The sequence below is a fragment of the Vibrio sp. CCUG 15886 genome, from assembly GCF_028570825.1.
GTDB lineage: Bacteria > Pseudomonadota > Gammaproteobacteria > Enterobacterales > Vibrionaceae > Vibrio > Vibrio vulnificus_B.
Genome location: NZ_JAQQBT010000001.1, coordinates 1,338,371 through 1,358,465, shown reverse-complemented (window position 1 = coordinate 1,358,465; position 20,095 = coordinate 1,338,371). Strand labels below are relative to the sequence as shown.

The following is a 20,095-nucleotide window of genomic DNA, read 5'->3' as shown; positions in this document are numbered from 1 at the left end:
AATTCTGTTGCAAACTCGACAAAAGGCTCAATAATCGACATCTTTAGCGGGTTTAAGTCTGTTTTTACTCTTTAACAGCATTTTTGAAAGGAAGCCCAACGAAATGGATAAAGATCATAGCCTAAGAGAGAACTTACTGGCGCTGACATTAGGCAGTGCCTTGGTTTCTCTCGGTGTTATCTTTTTTAATCAAGTAGGATTATTGACTGGTGGAACCGCAGGATTGGCAATTTTTTTAACCAAAGTCACTGACTTTAGTTTCGGCCAAGTGTTTTTTGCGTTGAACCTACCGTTTTACCTACTTTCTGTCATGCGCATGGGATGGCGCTTTACCATCAATACTTTTATTGCCGTGACAATTGTCTCGTTCGCCGTAGACCATTTGCATCACGTCATTCAAATTGCGCACATTGACCCGCTTTATGCCGCCCTACTTGGCGGAGGTTTAATTGGCATTGGAATGTTGATCATCTTCCGTCACAAGATGAGCTTGGGTGGTTTCAATATTCTCGCCCTGTTTTTACAAGAACGCTTTGGCATTCGTGCTGGTAAGGTTCAAATGGCACTCGACTGCACCATCGTCGTTCTTTCGCTCTTTATTGTTGAACCTTATTTAATTGCTTTATCAGTGCTCGGGGCGGTAGCAACAAACTTGATTCTAGCGATGAACCACAAACCAGGGCGCTATCAGCCACAAATCGCCACTCAATAACCACACCAGAACACGAGCTAAAACAAAAGCGAGAAGCCTGATGCTTCTCGTTTTTTGTTACATCCAACGGTATTCACAGTATTGAGCGAGTTCCGAGTCAAGGCCATGCTTTCTCTCTTCCGCCAAATGGTAGTAAACGTGAGCAAGTTTACACTGTAAACCAAAACGCGAGTCGAGATGGATCAGCGTGAAATTTCACCACCCGACTCCAACGCCAGCAATTGCTGTTTACGCTCTAAACCGCCAGCATATCCGGTTAACTTGCCGCTTTTGCCTATCACTCGATGGCAAGGGACGACGATAGAAATCGGATTTTTACCATTCGCCAGCCCCACCGCTCTCACCGCTTTAGGGTTACCAATGGCATTGGCCAAATCTTGATAGCTACAGGTTTGACCATAAGGGATTTGGGTCAGTGCCTGCCACACTTTTTGTTGAAACTCGGTGCCTTGCGCGGCCAAAGGCAGATCAAACTGTTGTCGCTGGCCAGAAAAGTACTGCTCCAACTGTTGACGAGTTTCGCTGATCACCGGATGCGTAGCCGCGTCACACCCTAACTCCGTTGGTAAAGTCGTGTGTTGTTCAAACCAGATCCCGAGCAAACCTTGATCGTTGGCCTGAACGGTCACAAGACCAAACGGGCTGGAAAATTGAGTGTAGTATTTCATGTTATTGATTCCATAGATGAAAAGTTGCGTAACTCCCCCAAGGTGAAGCGCTTTCTTGATTCAAAGTGGGAAACTGAGCCAGTGCTTTTTTCACCACTAAATCCTTCTTTAGCAGTCTGTCTGGCTGCGAAAGGCCTCGCAATTGGGCATAACTGACCGTCCACGGCCCAATGCCTTTTAACGCCAACCATTGATTGGGATCGGCGTGTTCATTCTCCAGCATCATGGCAGCAAAACGTCTTAAGGTTTCTTTTCGACTTTGTGGCATTCGTAAGAAATGCAGATCCGCATCAACCACCTGTTGTGGTGAAGGAAAAGTGTGCACTTCAGAATCGGGGTGTAAAGTCGCGACCAATAGATTCAGTTGTCCGATGGCGGCTTTGACCGAGACTTGTTGGCCCAAAATCGCTCGTACGCCCGCTTCCCAAACACTCCAGACACCCGGAATCCGGATACCAACGCTTTTGACCAACCCAGGCGCTACAGTGTTGAGATGGGCTTCAATCACGCGTGTGTCGCAATCGAGATCGAACATCCGCCTTATTCCAGCCACCATCGGGCGCAACAACGTCAGATCATCCATCGAAAAATACACCACTAATTGCCGCTTCTCTGCTGGAAATGTTGCGGGAAATTCCGCGCGAAACCCAACCGTTTTTCCGTTGATCACGACTTGGCGTTGATAACTCGTCTCCGTCACCACCTCTACGCTTTCAATCGCTCGCTGCCGATAAAAATCCAGCATGTGTTTTACGTTCAAATCACCGCGAAACGCGAGCACAATATGCGACTGATCGTGACTCGAAACTCCTTTACTTCGACGGATTTTCGAAGGGGGCATACCCATCAACTTTTGAAACGCATCATTAAAACGGCGAGTACTGTTAAAGCCGGAAGCAAAGCCAATTTCGGTAACGCTCAATGAGCTACCATGCAGCAACTGTTTGGCAAACAACAACTGCTGAGACTGAGCGTATTGCTTCGGAGAGATCCCCAAATACCGGCGAAATAATTGACGAATATAGCGATCACTCACTCCTGAACGTTGCGCCAAAGCTGACAATGTCTCCGTTTGTAGCGCCCCTTCTTCAATCAAGGTCAACGCACGTTGAAATGTGGTTTCGACCCCTTTCCACGCCCAAGAATCAGGCGCGCTGTCGGGGCGACAACGCAAACATGGGCGATAGCCAGCCGACAAGGCTTGCACTTTATCGTGGTAATACTCCACGTTTTCTTCTTTGGGTAAATTGGCAGGACATACAGGCCGGCAGAAAATCCCAGTGCTTTTGACCGCCACATAAAACAGCCCATCAAAGCGACTATCTCGGGCCATCCTTGCTTGTTTACACTGCTCTGTCGTGAGCGATGAGTAGTTTAAAATGGCCATAGAAAAATCCTTGTTTGACGGGAAAATGGGGGAACCGAAGCCCTGTTCCACCTCAATCATGTCGCTCTATCAAGCGTTAGCGTATCCCCATGCCTCACACTGGCAATCGCTCGCTGTGTGTTTGGTAACCAACGGATTGGCAAAGCCAAAACGATGGGATATATGAGTGAAATTGTAACAATAACCTCGATAATAACTCGCCATTTTCGGAACTCAATCCCAATTTCCAGCCTCAACCCAGCCTCTGCATCGGATTGCAATATTGCGTTGTGTATAATTTTTGGCAATTCTCACAATTTAAACTAATTTAAAAAGTAGCCACTCTCACCAGTGGTCAACAACGTCAGACATAACGAATAAGGAAGAGGCTATGGATCTGCACTCCTGTATTATCGTGCTGCGCAATCAAGAAGTGATTACCAGCGACTCAGTAGAGGACTCTCTCGGCATTATCGAATCTCAAGGAGACAATGGAATTTCCACGATTCAAATCAACGCCCGCGATGGCAACGCGATTCACACCTACCATTGCGCCAACATTGAAGACTCGCTCGAAAATCTCATGAACCTTTAACGCCTTGCTAATCACTTTGTTTAACAGCTTTGTTTAACAGAGTGGTTCGAGCTAAAAAAGGGCATTGAAAAGCAACAAAAAAGCCTCGTTTTTTGACGAGGCTTTAAAGTATTTCAACGCGAAAATCTGCGGCTTAACCGTTTTGAGTTAACGACGAATCCATCGCCTGTTGCACTTGGTAGCTGGCCAGCGGGTCAATCATCTTAACCAATTCTTCCACCTGACGAATGGCATCAATCGAGGTGCTGGCTTTGCGGTAGCTTAAATAAATAGGACGATTCCATTCATCGACCCCTTCTACTCGATGCAACTGCCCCGAAGAAAGGTACGGCTGGGCTATCGAAGCCGGTAAGTAAGCACTTCCACCTTTTTCTAAAATGAAATCGAGTGCAATACGCGCAGTCGACGTTCTGAGATAGGGCGCTAGGTGTTTCTGGTGACGCTCAGCATGCTCAGAAGCAAACTTGGTTCCCCAATCAATGTAGACGTATTTACCCTCAAAGACGCTGTCTTTGCTTGCAGTTTCAGTGGACACCATCACCAACACCAAATCGGCCACTTTCTTGCAAGAAAACTCATCTGCTTTGATTTGATCAAACGCGAATGCCATGTCTAACGTGCGCTCTTGCAGGCCACGTGTCAGCAGTTCTCGCCCCATCACTTCCGCATTAAAACCGTAGCCACTGAACGAATCAGTCACCACGCTTAAACAGTTTTGCAGATAGGCATCCCACACATTTGGCGTTCCGCCCAACGTCAGTTGCAAGGCACGGCCATCTTGCATCGAAAGTTCAAGTTTCGCCTGCTGCAATGTGGACACCATCACTTCTGCGTAACCCACTAAACGCTCACCTGCCGATGTGAGTTTGATGTTGTTGCGATCACGAATAAAAAGCTCAACATCGAAGTAGCTTTCTAGCTGTTTGATGCGCGCGCTGACCGCGGCTTGGGTAATGTATAAGTTCTCAGCTGCACGTCCAAAATGACGAACATTAGCCAATTCTAAAAAAGTACGAAAGACCTTTACGTCCATTAGACATCTCCTGGTTTATCGCCACCAGATTAACAACAAATACCTATCATATCGATAGAAAACTTTTGTTTTTCTTTTGCTAACTTTGCGCCTAACTTTCGCCGTAAATCATCATTATTCATCTATCACGGTTACAGAGGCTGTTTGATATGTCTGACACGACTATTCGTCATGGCAAAAAACGATTTTTCGATAACGCAAAATTTCCACGCGGATTTGCAAAGTCAGGTGATTTTACTCTTGCAGAAGAGGAAATCCTAATGATTTATGGAGACACCTTGGTTGGTCTAGAGACTGGTCAATTGACTCCAGAAAATGAAGATGAAAAGCACTTTTTGCTGACGCTAGAAACACCAGAAGCGGCACAAAACAAAGTGGAACGTACTTGGTTGAAATACATCCGCCTTGCACGTGGTCGCAAGCGCTTCCATACTCTTAACGGACGCAATAAACCAGACGCGAACGATGACTACGTTGAGGAAGACGCAAGCCTAACTGAGGACGATTAATGCATATCTGCTTTTTGATGTATCCATGGGATCGTGTTTGTCCTGAAACGGACACCACCTTACGCCTCATTCATGAGTGCGCATTAAGAGGCCACACGGTTGCCATTACAACAACGAGCGGATTGACCATTAGAGACAGTAACGTATTTGGTTTCTGTCAGGTCCTGAAAAAAGGACTGCGAATTTCAGACAAGGTACCGACTTTTTATCGTCAGGCCGAATTTCAAAAAGCCCGCCTCCCTATGGCGGGTTTTGACGTTATTTTCATGCGGGCGAATCCTCCTTTAGACAATCTTGCCCTGAATTTCCTCGATTCCATCAAAGACGATACGCTGATCATCAACGACCTTGAAGGCCTACGTATCGCTAATAACAAGCTCTACACCGCCAGTATGGGCGGCACAGCCAGCGAGTTTCTCCCTTCTACCCATGTCTCAAAAAATCGAGAGTATCTGCAACGCGTTTTGGAAGAGTCCCAGAGCGAGAAGATGATCCTCAAACCGCTCAATGGCTTTGGTGGGCATGGTGTGATTGTGATTGAGAAAAATGCACAACAGAACTTCCGTTCACTCCTCGATTTCTATATTGGGGAAGGCGAACAAAGTAACTATGTGATTTTGCAAGATTACATTGAAGGTGCCGAGGAAGGCGACAAACGCATTTTGATGCTCAATGGTGAGCCTATTGGTGCAATGGCGCGGATTCCGGCCAAGGGCGAGTTTCGCTCAAACGTGCACGCAGGAGGGTCAGTCATTAAGCACACTCTCACCAAAGAAGAGCGACGCTTGTGCGCAGCTATTGGCCCCAAATTAGTGCGAGATGGCCTCTATTTCACTGGTCTTGATGTGATCGGCAATAAGCTGGTTGAGGTGAATGTACTGAGCCCAGGCGGTATTACCCGAATCAACAAACTCAACCGAGTACGCTTGCAGCGCCAAGTGATCGATTTTGTTGAAAACATCGTCAATTCCAAAGAACTCCTCCAGCAGCGTAAGAGCGCTTTCCGCACGGCGGTACAAAATGCTCACATCGAACCATAACCAATACGCATTAGAAGAGATGCTCTCGATGATCAAACGAGGGCAGCCATTTTCAGGCGAGTTGGTGGAGGGAGGCTGCTTCATCAAAATCGATGAATACCTACCTGTGGTATGTACCGCCATTCACGCCGGACATCGGTTAAGAAGCGATCTGACCAACCAGTGCTTACTTAGCGACAGTGAACGCTTATTCGAAGAAGATCCCTACACCGATGACATGATCATGTCACAACCGATTGTGCTGATCGGCCTTGATTCGCGTTTTGAGTACGATCTCAATCGAGCCATGACACTAAGCACATACTACAAATCGGCTTGGGATGTGCAGGTGTGGAAGAAACCTCTCAGCAATCAGCAGCGCAACCGAAGTCATCAAAAACACGCGGCTTTTTATCAACTTTATGAAGCATTGATCGCCAAACTCGAATCGCTGCACGGTATGGTACTGGTGTTTGATGTTCACTCTTACAACTACAAGCGGCAACAAGCAGACGCGCCAGTATTCAACATCGGCACCGCACAAATTGATATGGAACGCTGGCAATCGGTGGTGAAACGTTTTTGCGCAGAATTGCAAAGCATTGCGCTACCTAACCTCGCCGCCACAGCGCAAGTCAACGCCGTATTTGAAGGCCGAGGCTACTTAATTGCCCACACGAACGCACACTTTGATCGCACCTTAGTACTGCCTACTGAAGTGAAGAAAGTTTTTATGGAAGAGGAGAGCGGCACGCTGTTTCCTTTGGTCCTCGAGGCGTTGCAATCCGGTTTGAAAGAAGCCTTTAGCCAAACCAGTGCCTTTTTTCAACGCAAGTTCAATCGCCGCCGTTCGGTCAGCAAAGCCGATATGCTGAGCTCATCGATCGAGCCTGCGGTGCTGGCCGTGGATAAAGCGCTCTACAAACTGGCCAATAAAGTTGAAACGCTTAAATACGTTAACCCAACCAATTTAACCGCCGAACGAAAGCGCTTTGAAGCGGCCCCCAATCGCTATACTCCAGACTATCGCTATCGCCAGCTGCCTATCCATGCCAACGAGTTCAAACATCAGCTTTATCGTTTGCCGATCGAAACCATCGCCGATCCTGATATGCGCCAGCTCTACAGCGATATGGTGAATAATTTGAGTGAGAAAATTGACCTGCTAACCAGCGTGGGGCAAGAGGCATTTCTCTATAACTCGTTACGCCATTACGGTCGTCCCGACGGCGTCGATATCAGCAACGCTCAGTTTCTTCTCTACGCGCAGACACTCGATAAAGAACACGGGGCACATTTTACTGCACAGCAAGCACAAACGCAGATGCAACAGGCCGCAAAAGCGTGGGAGATGCCTTGTAAAGTGAGTTTGTCCTCTTCCTTGGCGGCACGCGCCATGGTCAGTTCAAATCCCCCGACACTCCTTTTAAATGGCAAGGTCACTTTTCACGATACGGAACTGAGACGCCTGATCCAACATGAACTTGGTGTGCATATGGCCACCACCTTCAATGCCAAAATGCAGCCATTGCAAGTGTTTCGACTCGGTCTACCAGGCGACACCTTGACACAGGAAGGTTTGGCGATCATGGCGGAGTACCACTCTGGATACCTGTCCCATGCTCGCTTACAAGCCTTAGCCGTTCGAGTGCTGGCGGTAGATTCCTTACTCAAAGAGCACAACTTCTACCAGACTTTTTGTTTTTTAACTGATGAGCTCCAGCTAGAAAGGGACGATGCCTTCATCATCACAACTCGCGTTTACCGCGGTGGTGGCTTCACAAAAGACTATGTGTATCTCAAGGGCTTCTTAGCCATGCTGGATCTCAGCAAACAGCGCAGCCTAGACAACCTCATGATTGGAAAATGCAGCCATCGCTACTTAGATCTGATTGACGAATTGGTTGAACGTGGATGGCTAACTCAGCCACGTCATCGCATCCCTCAACATCAAGGTGACATTGAGCCGACACTCGCTTATTTGATTCGATCTCTAAAACACTGACGCACTTGCCGAAACAAGTGCATCAACATAGAGGTCATTAGCCTTAACTGGTGGGGCACGCTTTATTTGGCGAGCAGTGCCACTTTTTTCAAGAAGCTATCGCGCAAGTGCTCTTGCTCATAATCTAGGTGGTAGGTGTTGTGAAAACCGACTTTTAACTCAACCCCATTGCCTCGCATGTACACGCTGTAGCCATCATAATCTGAAAACGCTTCGACCCCTTCGTAAATTTTGCCAAATTCGGTTGGGGTGCCTCGTTCCATAATGGTTTCATACGCGTGCAGAATTTTGGTGGAATCTAACTCGTTTTTCATGATCTGGCTCCTGCAGAAGAACACACTATGAGTATGGGCAGGTGGTGGTTATTTCGCCAATGCGTAAAGTTGAGCCCCTTCAAATTACCACTTAATTTAGAAGATAAATTTATCAACTGATTAGAACAGATTTAACTCATTCATCGACGCTCAATCCAAGAAAAACACCCAACGCAAACGTGTGTCATCAGCCACAATGGTGACAGTTGGGTGAAATATGTGAAATTTTGACCTAAAACAATGGCAGCCACAGAAAACTTATTTTATAATGCAAAATAATGTTTCGGTACATCCAAAATTTCTAATATCTAGGGGCGAAAAATGAGACTTATCCCGTTAAAAACCGCAGCACAAGTTGGTAAGTGGGCAGCGGCACATATTGCTAAGCGTATCAATGATTTCCAACCAACTGCTGAGCGTCCTTTCGTATTGGGTCTACCTACGGGTGGCACTCCTCTTGCGACATACAAAGCACTGATTGAACTTTACCAAGAAGGCAAAGTGAGCTTTAAGCACGTTGTGACTTTTAATATGGATGAGTACGTTGGTATTTCCGCCGATCACCCAGAATCTTACCGTTCGTTCATGTACAACAACTTCTTCAACCACATTGACATCCAGGAAGAGAACATCAACCTGCTAAACGGCAATGCGGAAGATCACGAAGCAGAATGTCAGCGTTACGAAGACAAAATCAAATCTTACGGCCGTATCAACCTATTCATGGGTGGCGTGGGCAACGATGGTCACATCGCATTTAACGAGCCAGCGTCTTCTCTATCGTCTCGCACTCGCATCAAGACACTAACGGAAGATACGCGTATTGCTAACTCTCGTTTCTTCGATGGCGACATCAACCAAGTACCAAAATACGCCTTGACGATCGGCGTGGGTACGTTGCTTGATTCTCAAGAAATTATGATCCTAGTAACAGGCCATAACAAAGCACTCGCGCTAGAAGCAGCGGTAGAAGGCAGCGTAAACCACCTATGGACTGTTTCTGCTCTTCAACTACATCCTAAGTCAGTGATCGTATGTGATGAGCCGTCAACTCAAGAGCTAAAAGTGAAGACAGTAAAATACTTCACTGAGCTAGAAGCGAAGAACATCGTCGGCTTCTAATTTCGCTCTGAGCGAACGCCAGAAAAACAAAATCCCGCAAATTTTGCGGGATTTTTTCATTGGAAACAGAGTGAAACACGTACGCCGCTGATGGAGCTGAGCCACTAATACGCTTTAATGCCAAATGGCCTTAAACGCTGCGGCAACACCTCATCCAGGCTTTCCAGCTCGTCTTGCTCAACTTCAATCAGATGGAAATGATGCGCTTGATACACCGCGCGAATCTTGGCTTTATTCGCCTCTGGTGTTCCACCGTTATCGCTACCCCAGAACTGCAAATAGACTTTGCCAGCAGGCAAATAAAAATCACTGATGATCTCTTCTTCAATCGGTAACTGCCGCCCGTAAGCATGAGCAACACCCGCTAAATACAGCCAATTGTCGATCAACAACTCTCCTTTAGAGCGCACATAGTGGCCATCTAAGGTGCGGTGTTTCGCCTCAAATTTCTGTCGGAAACTGGAAAATGACTTATCCGTCGCATGCACTTCCGCGTCTTGCCCCAAGAACTCCACCACTGACTGCTTTAGGCGTTTGTTGCGTGTAATCGAATCATGCCACAACAAATAGTATGGCTTCTCCTCACCATCACCTTTTTGTTTACCACCAGCACGAATGCCCGATTCGGTCACTTCCCAACCACGCTCGGTTTTGGCCATCCAGCCCATTTCACTGAGCAACTGGTTCATCTTTTTGGCATTAAGCCCAAGCAGCTCGCCGATTTGCGTCGCGCTCAATAACTTGCCTTGAGTTGAGGTCAACTCAACATGCAAGTTCACAGGCCAGACAATGAACTGGCCAAATTTCGTATGGTCAACATATTCGCCGCCAAAACGCGCGCCCAATTCGGTGAGAATCCATTTATCGCCCACTCGGCTGATGTAACCAGCACGGCTCAAATCGGTAAACAGTTGAGAGGCTTCAATGTTGCGCATTTTTGCCAATGCCGTCGTTGAGATTTTGTCCGTCATGGCTGCCTCCTTTCATTCGTGGTTATTTACCGTACACAAGAACCATTATTCTAGCCGAAAACGTCGACAAAGGCAGTGACTAACCTTTTGTTTCGCTAGAGATAAATCGCAGTGCGACCTCCACCGCAATCCCATGTATTTGAGTGAAAAGTCAATTACCCAAGAAAAGCGATAAAGCCTTGTAATATCAGCATATTGACTAAATCGATAAAAAACGCGCCGACGATCGGCACCACTAAGAATGCCTGTGGAGAAGGGCCAAAGCGATTCACAATCGACCCCATGTTCATCACAGCGGTGGGGGTTGCGCCCAAACCAAAACCACAATGACCGCTGGCGATCACCGCACTGTCGTAGTTGCGCCCCATCACTTTAAACGTCACGAAGTAGCTAAACAGCACCATCACCAATGATTGAATGGACAAAATAAACAGAAATGGCAGCGCCAAATCAAAAATATTCCACAGTTTTAAGCTCATCAATGCCATCGCCAAAAACAGTGAGAGCGAAACGGTGCCGAGCATATCCACCGTTTCTAAATCCAACTTTCTCACTTTGGTGAGCTCAAGGAAGTTGGTTACAAACACACCCAGCAGCAGCGCGTAAACAAAATCAGGGATCATCAACCAAGCAATGTCTAATTGATTGACCCATTGAGAGAGGTAGCGAGCGCCAATCACACACAGAAACATCAGCGCCAAGCTTTCAATCACCTTCTTAGCCGTGACTTTGTCTTCTTCATTTTCATTGTAAGTGACCAAATCAGCAAAACGTTGGTGGACTTGCAATTCTCGACCGTATTCAGATTCCAATTGGTGTTTGTCCACCAGACGCTGCGCCACTGGGCTGCCCAAGATCCCGCCCATCACTAAACCAAACGTGGCAGAGGCCATCGCGATTTCTAAGGCATTCTCTAACCCATAGTTTTGCGTAAAGGTATGCGACCATGCCGCTCCGGTTCCATGACCGCCAGAGAGCGTGATGGAGCCAGCAATCAGCCCAAGTAAGGGGTCAAGACCAAGCATACTCGCCAGCGAGACGCCAATGCCGTTTTGCACCACAATGTATATCGACGCAATCAGTAAAAACAGCAAGACTTTCACGCCACCTTTGAGCAATTGTTTGTAGTTGGCGGCCAAACCTACCGTAGCAAAAAACATCAACATAAACGTTTTTTGCAACGGTAAGTCAAAGTCAAAAGTGATGCCATTAAAGTGGGCAAGGGTGATCACCAAGGCCACCACTAAGCCGCCGACAATTGGCTCTGGGATATTAAAACGTTTGAGGATCGGAATTTGGCCATTAATAAAGTGACCCAAAAATAGCACGCCAACGGCGATGAGAAAGGACTCCTGCGGACCAACAGATACAACACTGTTCATAAAACCTCTATTGTTGTGGCATGAGTAACGTCGCTCACCGCAACTCGAGTGCAGAACGGCTGCTGCAAATTGGCGTTTTTCTCGCAAAGCCCTGCTTATTAAGGCACAGCGCACTGTGGTACCACGATACACGCGGCAAGAGGGTTGAGAGAGTATTAGGCTATCCCGAGTGGTAGTGAACGAAACTACGTGCGTTTTTCAATGAGGAGCCAGTGTGCCGCGATGAAATCAAATGTCACTGAACCATTCCCTTTGAATTCTCAATTAATAAGAATAAGTAACAGATTACCGAATTATTATCTCACCATGTGAGAAATATAAATTTCTATTGAGTGAATATGGTGAGCAAGACTCGCCCATGGCCATTATCGTCAAGGCAAGAGAGGCCAAACAGCGCCCAAAAACTAAGGGAGCCATTTGGCTCCCTTGTTGGTGAACAATATCAAACATCAACACACGACTTACCCCATAAAAGAGATAAAGCCCTGTAAGACAATTAAGTTGACGATATCGATAAAAAACGCCCCCACTATTGGCACCACCATAAAGGCCTGAGGCGAAGGGCCAAAACGATTCACGATTGACCCCATGTTCATCACCGCAGTTGGCGTCGCACCTAGGCCAAAACCACAATGGCCACCAGCAATCACTGCCGCATCATAGTTGCTGCCCATCACTTTAAACGTCACATAGTAAGTAAACAGCGCCAACACCACCGATTGCACCGCTAAGATCACCAAGAATGGAATCGCCAGATCGAAGATGTTCCACAGCTTCAAACTCATTAGCGCCATCGCCAAAAACAGCGACAACGACACCGTGCCGAGCATATCGACGGTTTCAGCGTCTAACTTGCGGATTTTCGTCACTTCAAGGAAGTTGGTGATGATGACACCGATAAACAGCGCATAGACAAAATCTGGAATCATCAACCATTTGATTTCATAGGTGCTGACCCACTGTTCAACGTACTTGGCGCCGGTCACACAAATGATCAGGAAGAACAGCTTCTCAATCACTTTCTTTGCCGTCACCTTATCCTCTTCGTATTCGTTGTAAGTTACCAGTTCAGGGAATTTTTCGTGGGTTTTTGAACCTCGACCATACTCGGACTCGACGTTGTGCTTGTCGACCAAACGCTGCGCCACTGGGCTGCCAATTAGGCCGCCGATGATCAAACCGAACGTCGCGGAGGCCATCGCGATTTCAAGCGTGTTGGACATACCATAGTTATCTGCGAACGTTTGCGACCATGCCGCGCCAGTTCCATGACCCCCGGAAAGCGTAATGGAGCCCGCGATCAGGCCCATTAACGGATCCAAGCCCAGCATACTCGCCAGCGAAACACCAACGCCATTTTGAATCACGATGTACACCGACGCCACCGCCAGAAACAGAAACACTTTGGCCCCGCCTTTGAGTAACTGGGTGTAGTTTGCCGCCAAACCCACCGTCGAGAAAAACATCAGCATAAAGGTATTTTGCAAGGGCAAATTGAATTCCAAATCGATGCCACGGAAATGCAAAATCGTAATGATACAGGCGACAATCAAACCACCAACAATGGGTTCGGGAATATTGAATTTTCTTAGGATGGGGAGTTTGGCATTAATAAAATGCCCTAAAAACAGCACGCTAATCGCCACTAAAAAAGATTCCAGTGCACCGACTGTGATTAAATGATTCATACAACCTCTTCATCTCAGACTCTTTATCTTCCTTAATATCAGAGTGTTAGTATTTTGCTTTTGAACGTCAGTTACTGCATCGTCTAATGCGCTGCCAACTAAGGTGAAACACCAATCTAAACGGGGTATAGGCAGCGAGTACAAGCCATCTGGTTAGGCTCAAGGGATGGAAGGCGATCATTGGGTGATGTCTCAAACACCCTTTGCAAGCTTCCAAAATACAAAAGGAGCTATTTCTAGCTCCCTAATCGATGAGTGGCCAATCTGTACGACAAACATTCCGTTACGGTATACAGATGCCTCGACGCCATAACTGGCATTCAAAATCCTCTTCCATTTTGCCTCTGTTTGCCGCGCTTTTTTCGTTCCTGACCGTTTCCTCTATCGACAAACTGCCGACAACTCGGAGTGAGCACCTAAACTGGCAAAGGGCGGATTGTTGAGCTTTACTCTACAGCAGTGGCCAAAATGGAAGCGAACTATAACATAAATCGACGAAAATGTCCGATCTTGGTCAAAGTTTCCAACAATCAGACTGTATATCACCAGAATTCACTGATTAAACAGAACCATTTAGCATAAACATGAAACACACATTCAGCCTCAGTTGAAAGGAAAAATCATGAAACATCCACAACCCTCTTGCCAGAAAACACGCTGGCCACTCAGTCTATTACTGGCGTCTTGTTTTAGCGCTGGGGCACTTGCCGAATCCATTCAAATCCTCTACCCCAAGCAAGTTACCAAACAAGAGCAGACGATTATCGATACACTCGAGTCTTACCAAATCAACACAACCCTGCTCGAGCTTTCTCATTCGCTCTTTCCGTTCAAAAAGACCTTAACCGTCAGCTATGGTGGCGATCAAGGCCCACTGTATGATCCCGAAACGCACACCGTGCACATTCCTTTTTCGTTTTATACCGAGTCACTCGATTATTTCCGTAAAAACGAGTATCAAAAAACCTATGGAAAAAGCGCGGAAAGCGGTGCGATCAACACCATGCTGCATACCCTACTTCATGAAGCTGGCCACGCCTACATTGCCGATCAAAACATCGCTATTTTGGGTAAAGAAGAAGATGCCGTGGACAATTTTGCCACCTTATTGTTGATCGATTACGTCGAAAATGGCGATGAGATTGCCATCAGCGCAGCAGACATGTTTGCTTTTGAGTCAGAAGACAAACCTGAGTACTACGATTTGGATGAGTACATTGATGAACACAGCTTTGATTTGCAACGCTACTTTGCCACGCTCTGTTTGGTCTATGGCAGCAATCCTGAGCGGCATCCCAACCTACTTGATGAAATAGAAAAAGAGTACCGCCAGGAGCGCACTGAGTTTTGCCAAGCGAACTATCAAACCCTCAGTGACAACTGGCATCGCTATCTCACTAGCGCGCCTGAATAAACCTAACTCACCATAATCAATCGGATGCACCATTCATCGCGTCCAAAAATGATGAGAAACAAAATAATAACAATCTCATCATTTTTATTTCATAAAACCCTCCAATTTCACATTACCTTGGCGAAGGATTGGCTAAGCTTAAAGCATTATTACAAGAACCATTTACTACGCTATTCGGCTTAACAATGCTGCTGTGACGCAAGGAAAGTTGTTATGAATTTAACCATAAGAAAAAGATTGTATATTCTTTCAATCGTGCCTGTTTTAACCATTGCTCTGGGAATGATGTGGTTTACCTATCTGAAAACCACCGCATTTAATGAGCAACAAATTGAAATCACTCGCGACAACATGATGCGGATGAAGCAAGAGGAGTTGAAAAACTACATTCAGATGGCGAAATCCGCCGTGCAGCCACTGCTGAACCGCAGAGCGACACTGGAAGAAGCGCTGCCAGTGTTGCGCGAACTCGAATATGGTGACTCTGGCTATGTGTTTGCCTATGACTCAAAAGGGACACGTATAGTTGTCGGTAAAAGTGATAAAGGGATTGGTGAAAACTTTATCAATCTCCAAGACCAAAAGGGCAACTATCTGATCAAAGATTTGTTGAAGAATGCCCGCACTGGTGATTTCACCACTTACTACTTCCCAAAACCGGGCCAAACCACCCCCCTACCAAAGTTGAGTTACTCCATTTTTATCTCGGAGTGGGATCTGATGATCGGTACTGGTTTTTACACCGATGACATTGACGCTATCGTGATGGAGATGGAGAGCACCGCTCACGATGCGTTGCAAACCACCCTTTCCGCTATCGCGTTTTTTGCCATCATTATTGCGCTCATCGTAGGTGTGTTTGCCGTCTTCGTTAACCGCAGCATTATGCGACCGTTGGAAATGTTTGATGAATCAATCCGCTCCTTTGCCAGTGGCGATGCTGATTTAACCGCGCGCATGGAAGATTTCAGCGTGCCAGAGTTCAAGCAATTGAGCCGCAACTTCAATCAGTTTGTCGGTAGCCTGCAAAACATCATCCGCAGTGTCACGGAAGTTGGCAAGGACGTGGTCAGCGAAACGGACAATATGTCTCGCCGCGCAACCGAAGTGGACAACCTCGCCGCAGGTCAACGTGGGGAAACCGAACAAGTGGCCACCGCCATGACAGAAATGACCACCACCGCCACCGAAATTTCCAGCAACGCCAGCCAAGCGGCGCAAGCAGCGCGCTACGCGGAAGAAAATGCCCATGAAGCGCAAACCATCGTCAACTCGGCAGCTTCGTCGGTACGTGAGCTCGCTGGTGAAGTCTCGAAAGCCAATGACGTCATTTCTCGCCTCGAGGGTGATGTGAAAAACATTTCCTCTTCTTTGGAAGTGATTCAAGACATCGCAGAGCAAACCAATTTGCTGGCATTGAACGCCGCCATTGAGGCCGCTCGCGCTGGCGAACAAGGCCGCGGTTTTGCGGTAGTGGCAGACGAAGTTCGCAAACTCGCCAGCCGCACACAAGACAGCACGGGTGAAATTCATCAGATGATCAACCAGTTGAAAGCCGCATCGGATGCAGCGGTGAAAGCGATGGATGCCAGCCAAGCCCGTGGTGAAAGCACGGTAGAAGAAGCCAATGCCGCCGCCGCTGCTTTGCTGAAAATCATCGACTCAATTGGCACCATCATGGATATGAACTCTTTGATTGCAACCGCAACCGAGGAGCAAAGTATTGTTGGGCAGGAAATTTCAGAACGAATCGTGGTGATTTCAGATCAAAGTAGCCAATCAGCGGACTTAGCCAACCAAAACCGCATGGGTAGCCAAAGCTTGAATAAGAAAGCGCACCAACTTTCTGATCTCGTCGGACGCTTCACCGTCTAACATCGGTACCGTTGCAAACGCGACAAGACAGCAACAACAAGGGCAGCGACGCTGCCCTTCTCTTTTGTTTACGCAATTTACACTGTAAACATTTCGTCTTGCTGGCGCTCTGCAGGTAGCCGTTTTCCCCATCACTTACGCTGCGATAAAGCGCTGACGCCTTCGATCTCTCGCCGTTATCTCGCCGCCCTCTTGGCAAGACATTTTACGCTACATGCCTTTGAACAGATGCTGAGAGCCGCGACTGACTGGCAGCTTTTGCTCCCCGACCGTCACCGACATTCGCCCCGTAAAATCCTTCTGCACTTTCTCTATCGCTGCCACATTAACGACCGACGCTCGGTGTATTTGCCAAAACCGTTCGGGGTCAAGTTGGGCCAAAAGCTCCTTTAACGACATGCGAATCAGGAACTCTTTTTTGGCAAGGGAGTGCACGGTGACGTACTTTTCTTCCGCTTTAAAATAGAGCACATCATTCACCGAGATAAGATGAATATCGTCTCCTAATGCCGCGCGAATCCACTGTAGATATTGAGGTTGCGCCGGTTTAGACAACGCCTGAAGTTGACTCAACAACACCCCCACATCCGGTGACGATACCGTGGGCTGTTGACGTGCTTTGATGCGTTGGCAAGTATCGATAAGACGCGCTTCGCTCAGTGGCTTCATTAAGTAATCGATCGCTTGTTGCTCAAAGGCTTTCACCGCATATTCATCATAAGCGGTCACAAAAACGATGGTTGGACGATACTCACCACGATTGAGCTGTTTTGCCACAGCGATACCATCAAGTTCTGGCATGCGGATATCCAAAAACACGATATCGGGCTGAAGTTGTTCAATTGAAGTGAGGGCTTGCTGCCCATCCCCCACCAACGCCACCACCTCGAGCTCAGGCCAAACATCCGCCAACATGCGATTGAGGTGGTGTCTCAGTAGGGGTTCATCATCGGCAATCAACGCCGTCATTGAAGTCATCACGCTTTCGGTTCCTGTTTCTCTTGTTGCGGCGGCATTTGTATGACAGCACAAACCCCACCGTGGCGACCTTCCAATAGAGTTAGCGTGCCTAATTCACCAAACAAGGTCGCCAAACGTTGTTTAATGTTGTTAAGCCCTACCCCAGATCCCGAGCGAGAGGCTTGCCCAAAGCCCACCCCAGTATCCACGACGCGCAGCTCAAGGCCGAGTTCATTTTTCATCACTCGGACCTCAACTTTGCCCCCTTCCACTTTGGGTTCAATCCCATGCGTAATAGCATTTTCCACCAAAGGTTGGATCAACATCGGCGGAATCACACACCCTTTCAGCGCCTCAGGGCAATGAATGTGATACTCCAACCGCTCACCCAAACGAATTTTTTGAATCGCGAGATAGGCATCGAGAATCTCCAGTTCACTGGCGAGTAACGTTCTCTCTTCACGCGAACTCTTCAGCGTTGAGCGCAATAAATCGGTTAAACGCGTCAGCATCTGCTGGGCTTTCTCCACATCACAACTCATGAGCGCACTGATGTTGGCCAGAGTATTAAACAGAAAGTGCGGCTCTATTTGGCTTTGCAGTTGTTTGAGTTGACTCATTAACAGGGCGCGCTCTTGCTCGGCTTTCTCACGTTTCATCACTTCTAACTCGTGAGCAGCCAACATTTGTTGCTCTTTGGAGTGAAAATAGAAATAACACATCCCGCTAAACAACAGTCCCATCAGCCCCACCGGAACCATATCAGTGATGCCAAAGTAATCCCCCACCCAAAAACGCGCGTTGAGAATACCAAACAGCAAACATGCCGTTAGGGAGAGAAGGATTTCCGCGTTTCTTGGCATCATAGGGAAGAGCTTTTCGATCAGCCAAGAGAAGAACAACGCCGAATAACCGAAACCAAAGCTAATGATCAAATGGATATAGTAAGCGCCGCCCCAAACAGATAAGGTCAGCACCGACACAAACAAGCAGAAGATAGACGTCACGGCAAACGAGCGTAACCATCCTCCCTCAAGGGCTTGCGCGTCGTTGCTCGCTAAGTGATTGAATGACAACGCTTCCTGCGCGGCACGATTTTTTGCTACCCGAGAAAAAAACATCTAAAACCTCCCTTTTAGATTCAAGACCATCATATGCTTATCCTCAATTTGCGCATACGCTGATTGGCTATCCCCCGTTAAAAAGCGTGCGGCAAATTCCAATTCCACACTCTGCTGGCCAGTATCAATCCATTGGTAGCGAATCCACTGAGTTAGGATGACACCGCCATCTTCCGGCGAAAATAAGATATCGAGGGTTGGCGTAACATCCGCTAACCATTGCGGAGCGGAGACACCGTGCCACATCATCCACGCGTTGCTGTCCCAACTCCAATGCAGCATCAGGTTGTGTTGAACTAAGTTCGCGTGCTCGAAACCTTGCGCATAACTGGCGGCCAGAGGTTCGGTATTGGGCTGCTGCGTTAACAGGCGCGCGCGATCCATCGCCTGTTGCCACTGGCGCTTTGACCACGCACGGCTGTCATACCAATATTCCGCGAGCAAGGAGTGACCACTTTCGCTGGCCCAGTTCACGCCGACCAACGCTTGCCATGCTTCTCCCTGATCCTCTACTGCCACAGGGGCAAACAGAGAATCCGGCACTTGATACCCGACACTTTGATGCTGCCACAATGCTGAGCTATGCAGCGATAACGCCTCGTTGAAGACCGTCCTCACACTACCGCCAACTAGCCCTTGGCGAACATCGTCGTAATAGGCAATCCACTGCCATTCATGAGCATCATCCAGCCAGTAACGCCGAATTCCTGCACCTCGCTGCTGCGCGGCTTCATCCAGCGCGCTTTGCTCCATCTGACTCCAACTGGAATCAGTGAACAGCAGCGTCCACTCTCCCGCTAAGTCATAGTGAGAAAATGAGACGACGCCAGTGCCTTCTTCGGCCACCAAGGTCACTGGATTTTGTCGATAAGGTCGAAACAGATCCAGCGGGCGATAACCATAGCCTACCCCCCAATCCAAACGTAATTTGCCAACGCTCACATCCAGCAGCCAATCCCCGACTTGCCATTCACCTAACCAAGCCAACTCACGTACCACCCACTGGCTATCACGGCTCTCCCACCAAACCGATCGCTCACCATTATTGAGATAAAGCCCATCACTGTAGAGGGCGAACGAAGAGGTCCATTGCCCCTGCTGAGTGTGATACGCCAGTTGTAAATCCAACATCGCGTTGAGTTCACTGCGATGCGCATATTGTGTGGTGGTGAATACGGATTGGCGAGATTGCGCCGCTTCGTAACTGAGCGCCCAATCCCACTCACTACTCAATTCCCCAGCCATTGCCCACCAAGGCAAAGTGCCAAGCAGTAAACTGCTTGCCCGTTTAGCAGACGACAGACGAGCTGGTCGATAGTGCACACAAACCGCCATTGATTT

General features: G+C 47.8%; 18 protein-coding genes. 8 read left to right on the top strand and 10 right to left on the bottom strand.

The annotated features are described in order from the left end of the window. Positions 1–103 precede the first annotated feature (103 nt). Positions 104–712 carry a YitT family protein gene (locus PQQ36_RS05795; RefSeq protein ID WP_011082103.1) on the top strand — a complete coding sequence of 203 codons (609 nt, stop codon included), beginning with the start codon at positions 104–106 and terminating at the stop codon, positions 710–712. A 182-nt stretch (positions 713–894) separates the two neighbouring features. On the opposite strand, the gene PQQ36_RS05790 is transcribed toward PQQ36_RS05795, so the two are convergent. Next, positions 895–1,380 carry a methylated-DNA--[protein]-cysteine S-methyltransferase gene (locus tag PQQ36_RS05790; protein WP_017791404.1) on the bottom strand — a complete coding sequence of 162 codons (486 nt, stop codon included), beginning with the start codon at positions 1,378–1,380 and terminating at the stop codon, positions 895–897. Between the two features lies 1 nt (position 1,381). After that, positions 1,382–2,767: a DNA-3-methyladenine glycosylase 2 family protein gene (locus PQQ36_RS05785; RefSeq protein WP_058645762.1), complete on the bottom strand. Its 1,386-nt coding sequence runs from the start codon at positions 2,765–2,767 to the stop codon at positions 1,382–1,384. A gap of 370 nt (positions 2,768–3,137) precedes the next feature. On the opposite strand from PQQ36_RS05785, the gene PQQ36_RS05780 reads away from it, so the two are divergent. Then, the gene (locus tag PQQ36_RS05780; RefSeq protein WP_040110359.1) at positions 3,138–3,341 is read left to right on the top strand and encodes a hypothetical protein; all 204 of its coding nucleotides are present in this window, start codon (positions 3,138–3,140) and stop codon (positions 3,339–3,341) included. A 133-nt stretch (positions 3,342–3,474) separates the two neighbouring features. On the opposite strand, the gene PQQ36_RS05775 is transcribed toward PQQ36_RS05780, so the two are convergent. After that, complete coding sequence (locus PQQ36_RS05775; RefSeq protein ID WP_058645764.1) at positions 3,475–4,374, bottom strand: LysR family transcriptional regulator; 900 nt, start codon at positions 4,372–4,374, stop codon at positions 3,475–3,477. Between the two features lie 149 nt (positions 4,375–4,523). Here PQQ36_RS05775 and PQQ36_RS05770 point away from each other — a divergent pair, with 149 nt between their 5' ends. Genes PQQ36_RS05770 through PQQ36_RS05760 form a run of 3 tightly spaced genes read left to right on the top strand, consistent with a single transcriptional unit; the run spans position 4,524 to position 7,907 of the window. After that, complete coding sequence (locus PQQ36_RS05770) at positions 4,524–4,883, top strand: DUF413 domain-containing protein (protein WP_011082097.1); 360 nt, start codon at positions 4,524–4,526, stop codon at positions 4,881–4,883. Then, positions 4,883–5,923, top strand: coding sequence for a glutathione synthase (gene gshB / locus PQQ36_RS05765; RefSeq protein ID WP_011151465.1), 1,041 nt, complete (start codon positions 4,883–4,885; stop codon positions 5,921–5,923). Before PQQ36_RS05770 ends, gshB begins: the two co-directional genes overlap by 1 nt. Beyond that, positions 5,904–7,907, top strand: a complete 2,004-nt coding sequence (locus PQQ36_RS05760; RefSeq protein WP_206627844.1) for a flavohemoglobin expression-modulating QEGLA motif protein — start codon at positions 5,904–5,906, stop codon at positions 7,905–7,907. Before gshB ends, PQQ36_RS05760 begins: the two co-directional genes overlap by 20 nt. Before the next feature lie 62 nt (positions 7,908–7,969). Here the strand turns inward: PQQ36_RS05760 and PQQ36_RS05755 are convergent, their stop codons facing one another. Next, positions 7,970–8,221, bottom strand: coding sequence for a DUF3081 domain-containing protein (locus tag PQQ36_RS05755; RefSeq protein ID WP_015727340.1), 252 nt, complete (start codon positions 8,219–8,221; stop codon positions 7,970–7,972). A 321-nt stretch (positions 8,222–8,542) separates the two neighbouring features. Between PQQ36_RS05755 and nagB the strand changes: the two genes are divergently transcribed. Next, positions 8,543–9,343, top strand: coding sequence for a glucosamine-6-phosphate deaminase (gene nagB, locus PQQ36_RS05750; protein ID WP_011082093.1), 801 nt, complete (start codon positions 8,543–8,545; stop codon positions 9,341–9,343). Between the two features lie 104 nt (positions 9,344–9,447). Here nagB and PQQ36_RS05745 read toward each other — a convergent pair whose 3' ends face one another. The 3 genes from PQQ36_RS05745 to gltS (PQQ36_RS05735) form a co-directional block, all read right to left on the bottom strand. Next, on the bottom strand, positions 9,448–10,314 hold the full coding sequence (locus PQQ36_RS05745; protein ID WP_011082092.1) for a hypothetical protein: 867 nt from the start codon (positions 10,312–10,314) through the stop codon (positions 9,448–9,450). 155 nt (positions 10,315–10,469) lie between these two features. Next, a complete protein-coding gene (gene gltS / locus PQQ36_RS05740; RefSeq protein WP_273660549.1) occupies positions 10,470–11,696 on the bottom strand; it encodes a sodium/glutamate symporter in 1,227 nt (408 codons plus the stop codon). Between the two features lie 461 nt (positions 11,697–12,157). Further along, positions 12,158–13,384, bottom strand: coding sequence for a sodium/glutamate symporter (gltS, locus tag PQQ36_RS05735; RefSeq protein ID WP_011082090.1), 1,227 nt, complete (start codon positions 13,382–13,384; stop codon positions 12,158–12,160). A 622-nt stretch (positions 13,385–14,006) separates the two neighbouring features. Here gltS (PQQ36_RS05735) and PQQ36_RS05730 point away from each other — a divergent pair. After that, positions 14,007–14,798 carry a DUF4344 domain-containing metallopeptidase gene (locus PQQ36_RS05730; RefSeq protein ID WP_273660548.1) on the top strand — a complete coding sequence of 264 codons (792 nt, stop codon included), beginning with the start codon at positions 14,007–14,009 and terminating at the stop codon, positions 14,796–14,798. Positions 14,799–15,011: 213 nt separating this feature from the next. Beyond that, positions 15,012–16,673 carry a methyl-accepting chemotaxis protein gene (locus PQQ36_RS05725; RefSeq protein WP_015727337.1) on the top strand — a complete coding sequence of 554 codons (1,662 nt, stop codon included), beginning with the start codon at positions 15,012–15,014 and terminating at the stop codon, positions 16,671–16,673. A gap of 210 nt (positions 16,674–16,883) precedes the next feature. Here the strand turns inward: PQQ36_RS05725 and PQQ36_RS05720 are convergent, their stop codons facing one another. The 3 genes from PQQ36_RS05720 to PQQ36_RS05710 are packed head-to-tail and all read right to left on the bottom strand — an operon-like array spanning position 16,884 to position 20,089. After that, positions 16,884–17,654, bottom strand: a complete 771-nt coding sequence (locus tag PQQ36_RS05720) for a LytR/AlgR family response regulator transcription factor (RefSeq protein ID WP_273660547.1) — start codon at positions 17,652–17,654, stop codon at positions 16,884–16,886. Beyond that, entirely contained in the window at positions 17,651–18,754 is a 1,104-nt protein-coding gene (locus PQQ36_RS05715) for a sensor histidine kinase (RefSeq protein WP_273660546.1), read from the bottom strand. The genes PQQ36_RS05720 and PQQ36_RS05715 overlap by 4 nt, the downstream gene beginning before the upstream one ends. Then, positions 18,755–20,089, bottom strand: a complete 1,335-nt coding sequence (locus tag PQQ36_RS05710) for a hypothetical protein (RefSeq protein ID WP_072615821.1) — start codon at positions 20,087–20,089, stop codon at positions 18,755–18,757. Positions 20,090–20,095: the final 6 nt, after the last annotated feature.

Coding starts and splice junctions, on each gene's coding strand:
- PQQ36_RS05790 (WP_017791404.1), bottom strand. CDS start 1,380: ATGAAATACTACACTCAATTTTCCAGCCCGTTTGGTCTTGTGACCGTT.
- gshB (WP_011151465.1), top strand. CDS start 4,883: ATGCATATCTGCTTTTTGATGTATCCATGGGATCGTGTTTGTCCTGAA.
- PQQ36_RS05755 (WP_015727340.1), bottom strand. CDS start 8,221: ATGAAAAACGAGTTAGATTCCACCAAAATTCTGCACGCGTATGAAACC.
- gltS (WP_011082090.1), bottom strand. CDS start 13,384: ATGAATCATTTAATCACAGTCGGTGCACTGGAATCTTTTTTAGTGGCG.
- PQQ36_RS05780 (WP_040110359.1), top strand. CDS start 3,138: ATGGATCTGCACTCCTGTATTATCGTGCTGCGCAATCAAGAAGTGATT.
- nagB (WP_011082093.1), top strand. CDS start 8,543: ATGAGACTTATCCCGTTAAAAACCGCAGCACAAGTTGGTAAGTGGGCA.
- PQQ36_RS05745 (WP_011082092.1), bottom strand. CDS start 10,314: ATGACGGACAAAATCTCAACGACGGCATTGGCAAAAATGCGCAACATT.
- PQQ36_RS05785 (WP_058645762.1), bottom strand. CDS start 2,767: ATGGCCATTTTAAACTACTCATCGCTCACGACAGAGCAGTGTAAACAA.
- PQQ36_RS05760 (WP_206627844.1), top strand. CDS start 5,904: ATGCTCACATCGAACCATAACCAATACGCATTAGAAGAGATGCTCTCG.
- PQQ36_RS05775 (WP_058645764.1), bottom strand. CDS start 4,374: ATGGACGTAAAGGTCTTTCGTACTTTTTTAGAATTGGCTAATGTTCGT.
- PQQ36_RS05770 (WP_011082097.1), top strand. CDS start 4,524: ATGTCTGACACGACTATTCGTCATGGCAAAAAACGATTTTTCGATAAC.
- gltS (WP_273660549.1), bottom strand. CDS start 11,696: ATGAACAGTGTTGTATCTGTTGGTCCGCAGGAGTCCTTTCTCATCGCC.
- PQQ36_RS05795 (WP_011082103.1), top strand. CDS start 104: ATGGATAAAGATCATAGCCTAAGAGAGAACTTACTGGCGCTGACATTA.
- PQQ36_RS05725 (WP_015727337.1), top strand. CDS start 15,012: ATGAATTTAACCATAAGAAAAAGATTGTATATTCTTTCAATCGTGCCT.
- PQQ36_RS05730 (WP_273660548.1), top strand. CDS start 14,007: ATGAAACATCCACAACCCTCTTGCCAGAAAACACGCTGGCCACTCAGT.
- PQQ36_RS05710 (WP_072615821.1), bottom strand. CDS start 20,089: ATGGCGGTTTGTGTGCACTATCGACCAGCTCGTCTGTCGTCTGCTAAA.
- PQQ36_RS05715 (WP_273660546.1), bottom strand. CDS start 18,754: ATGTTTTTTTCTCGGGTAGCAAAAAATCGTGCCGCGCAGGAAGCGTTG.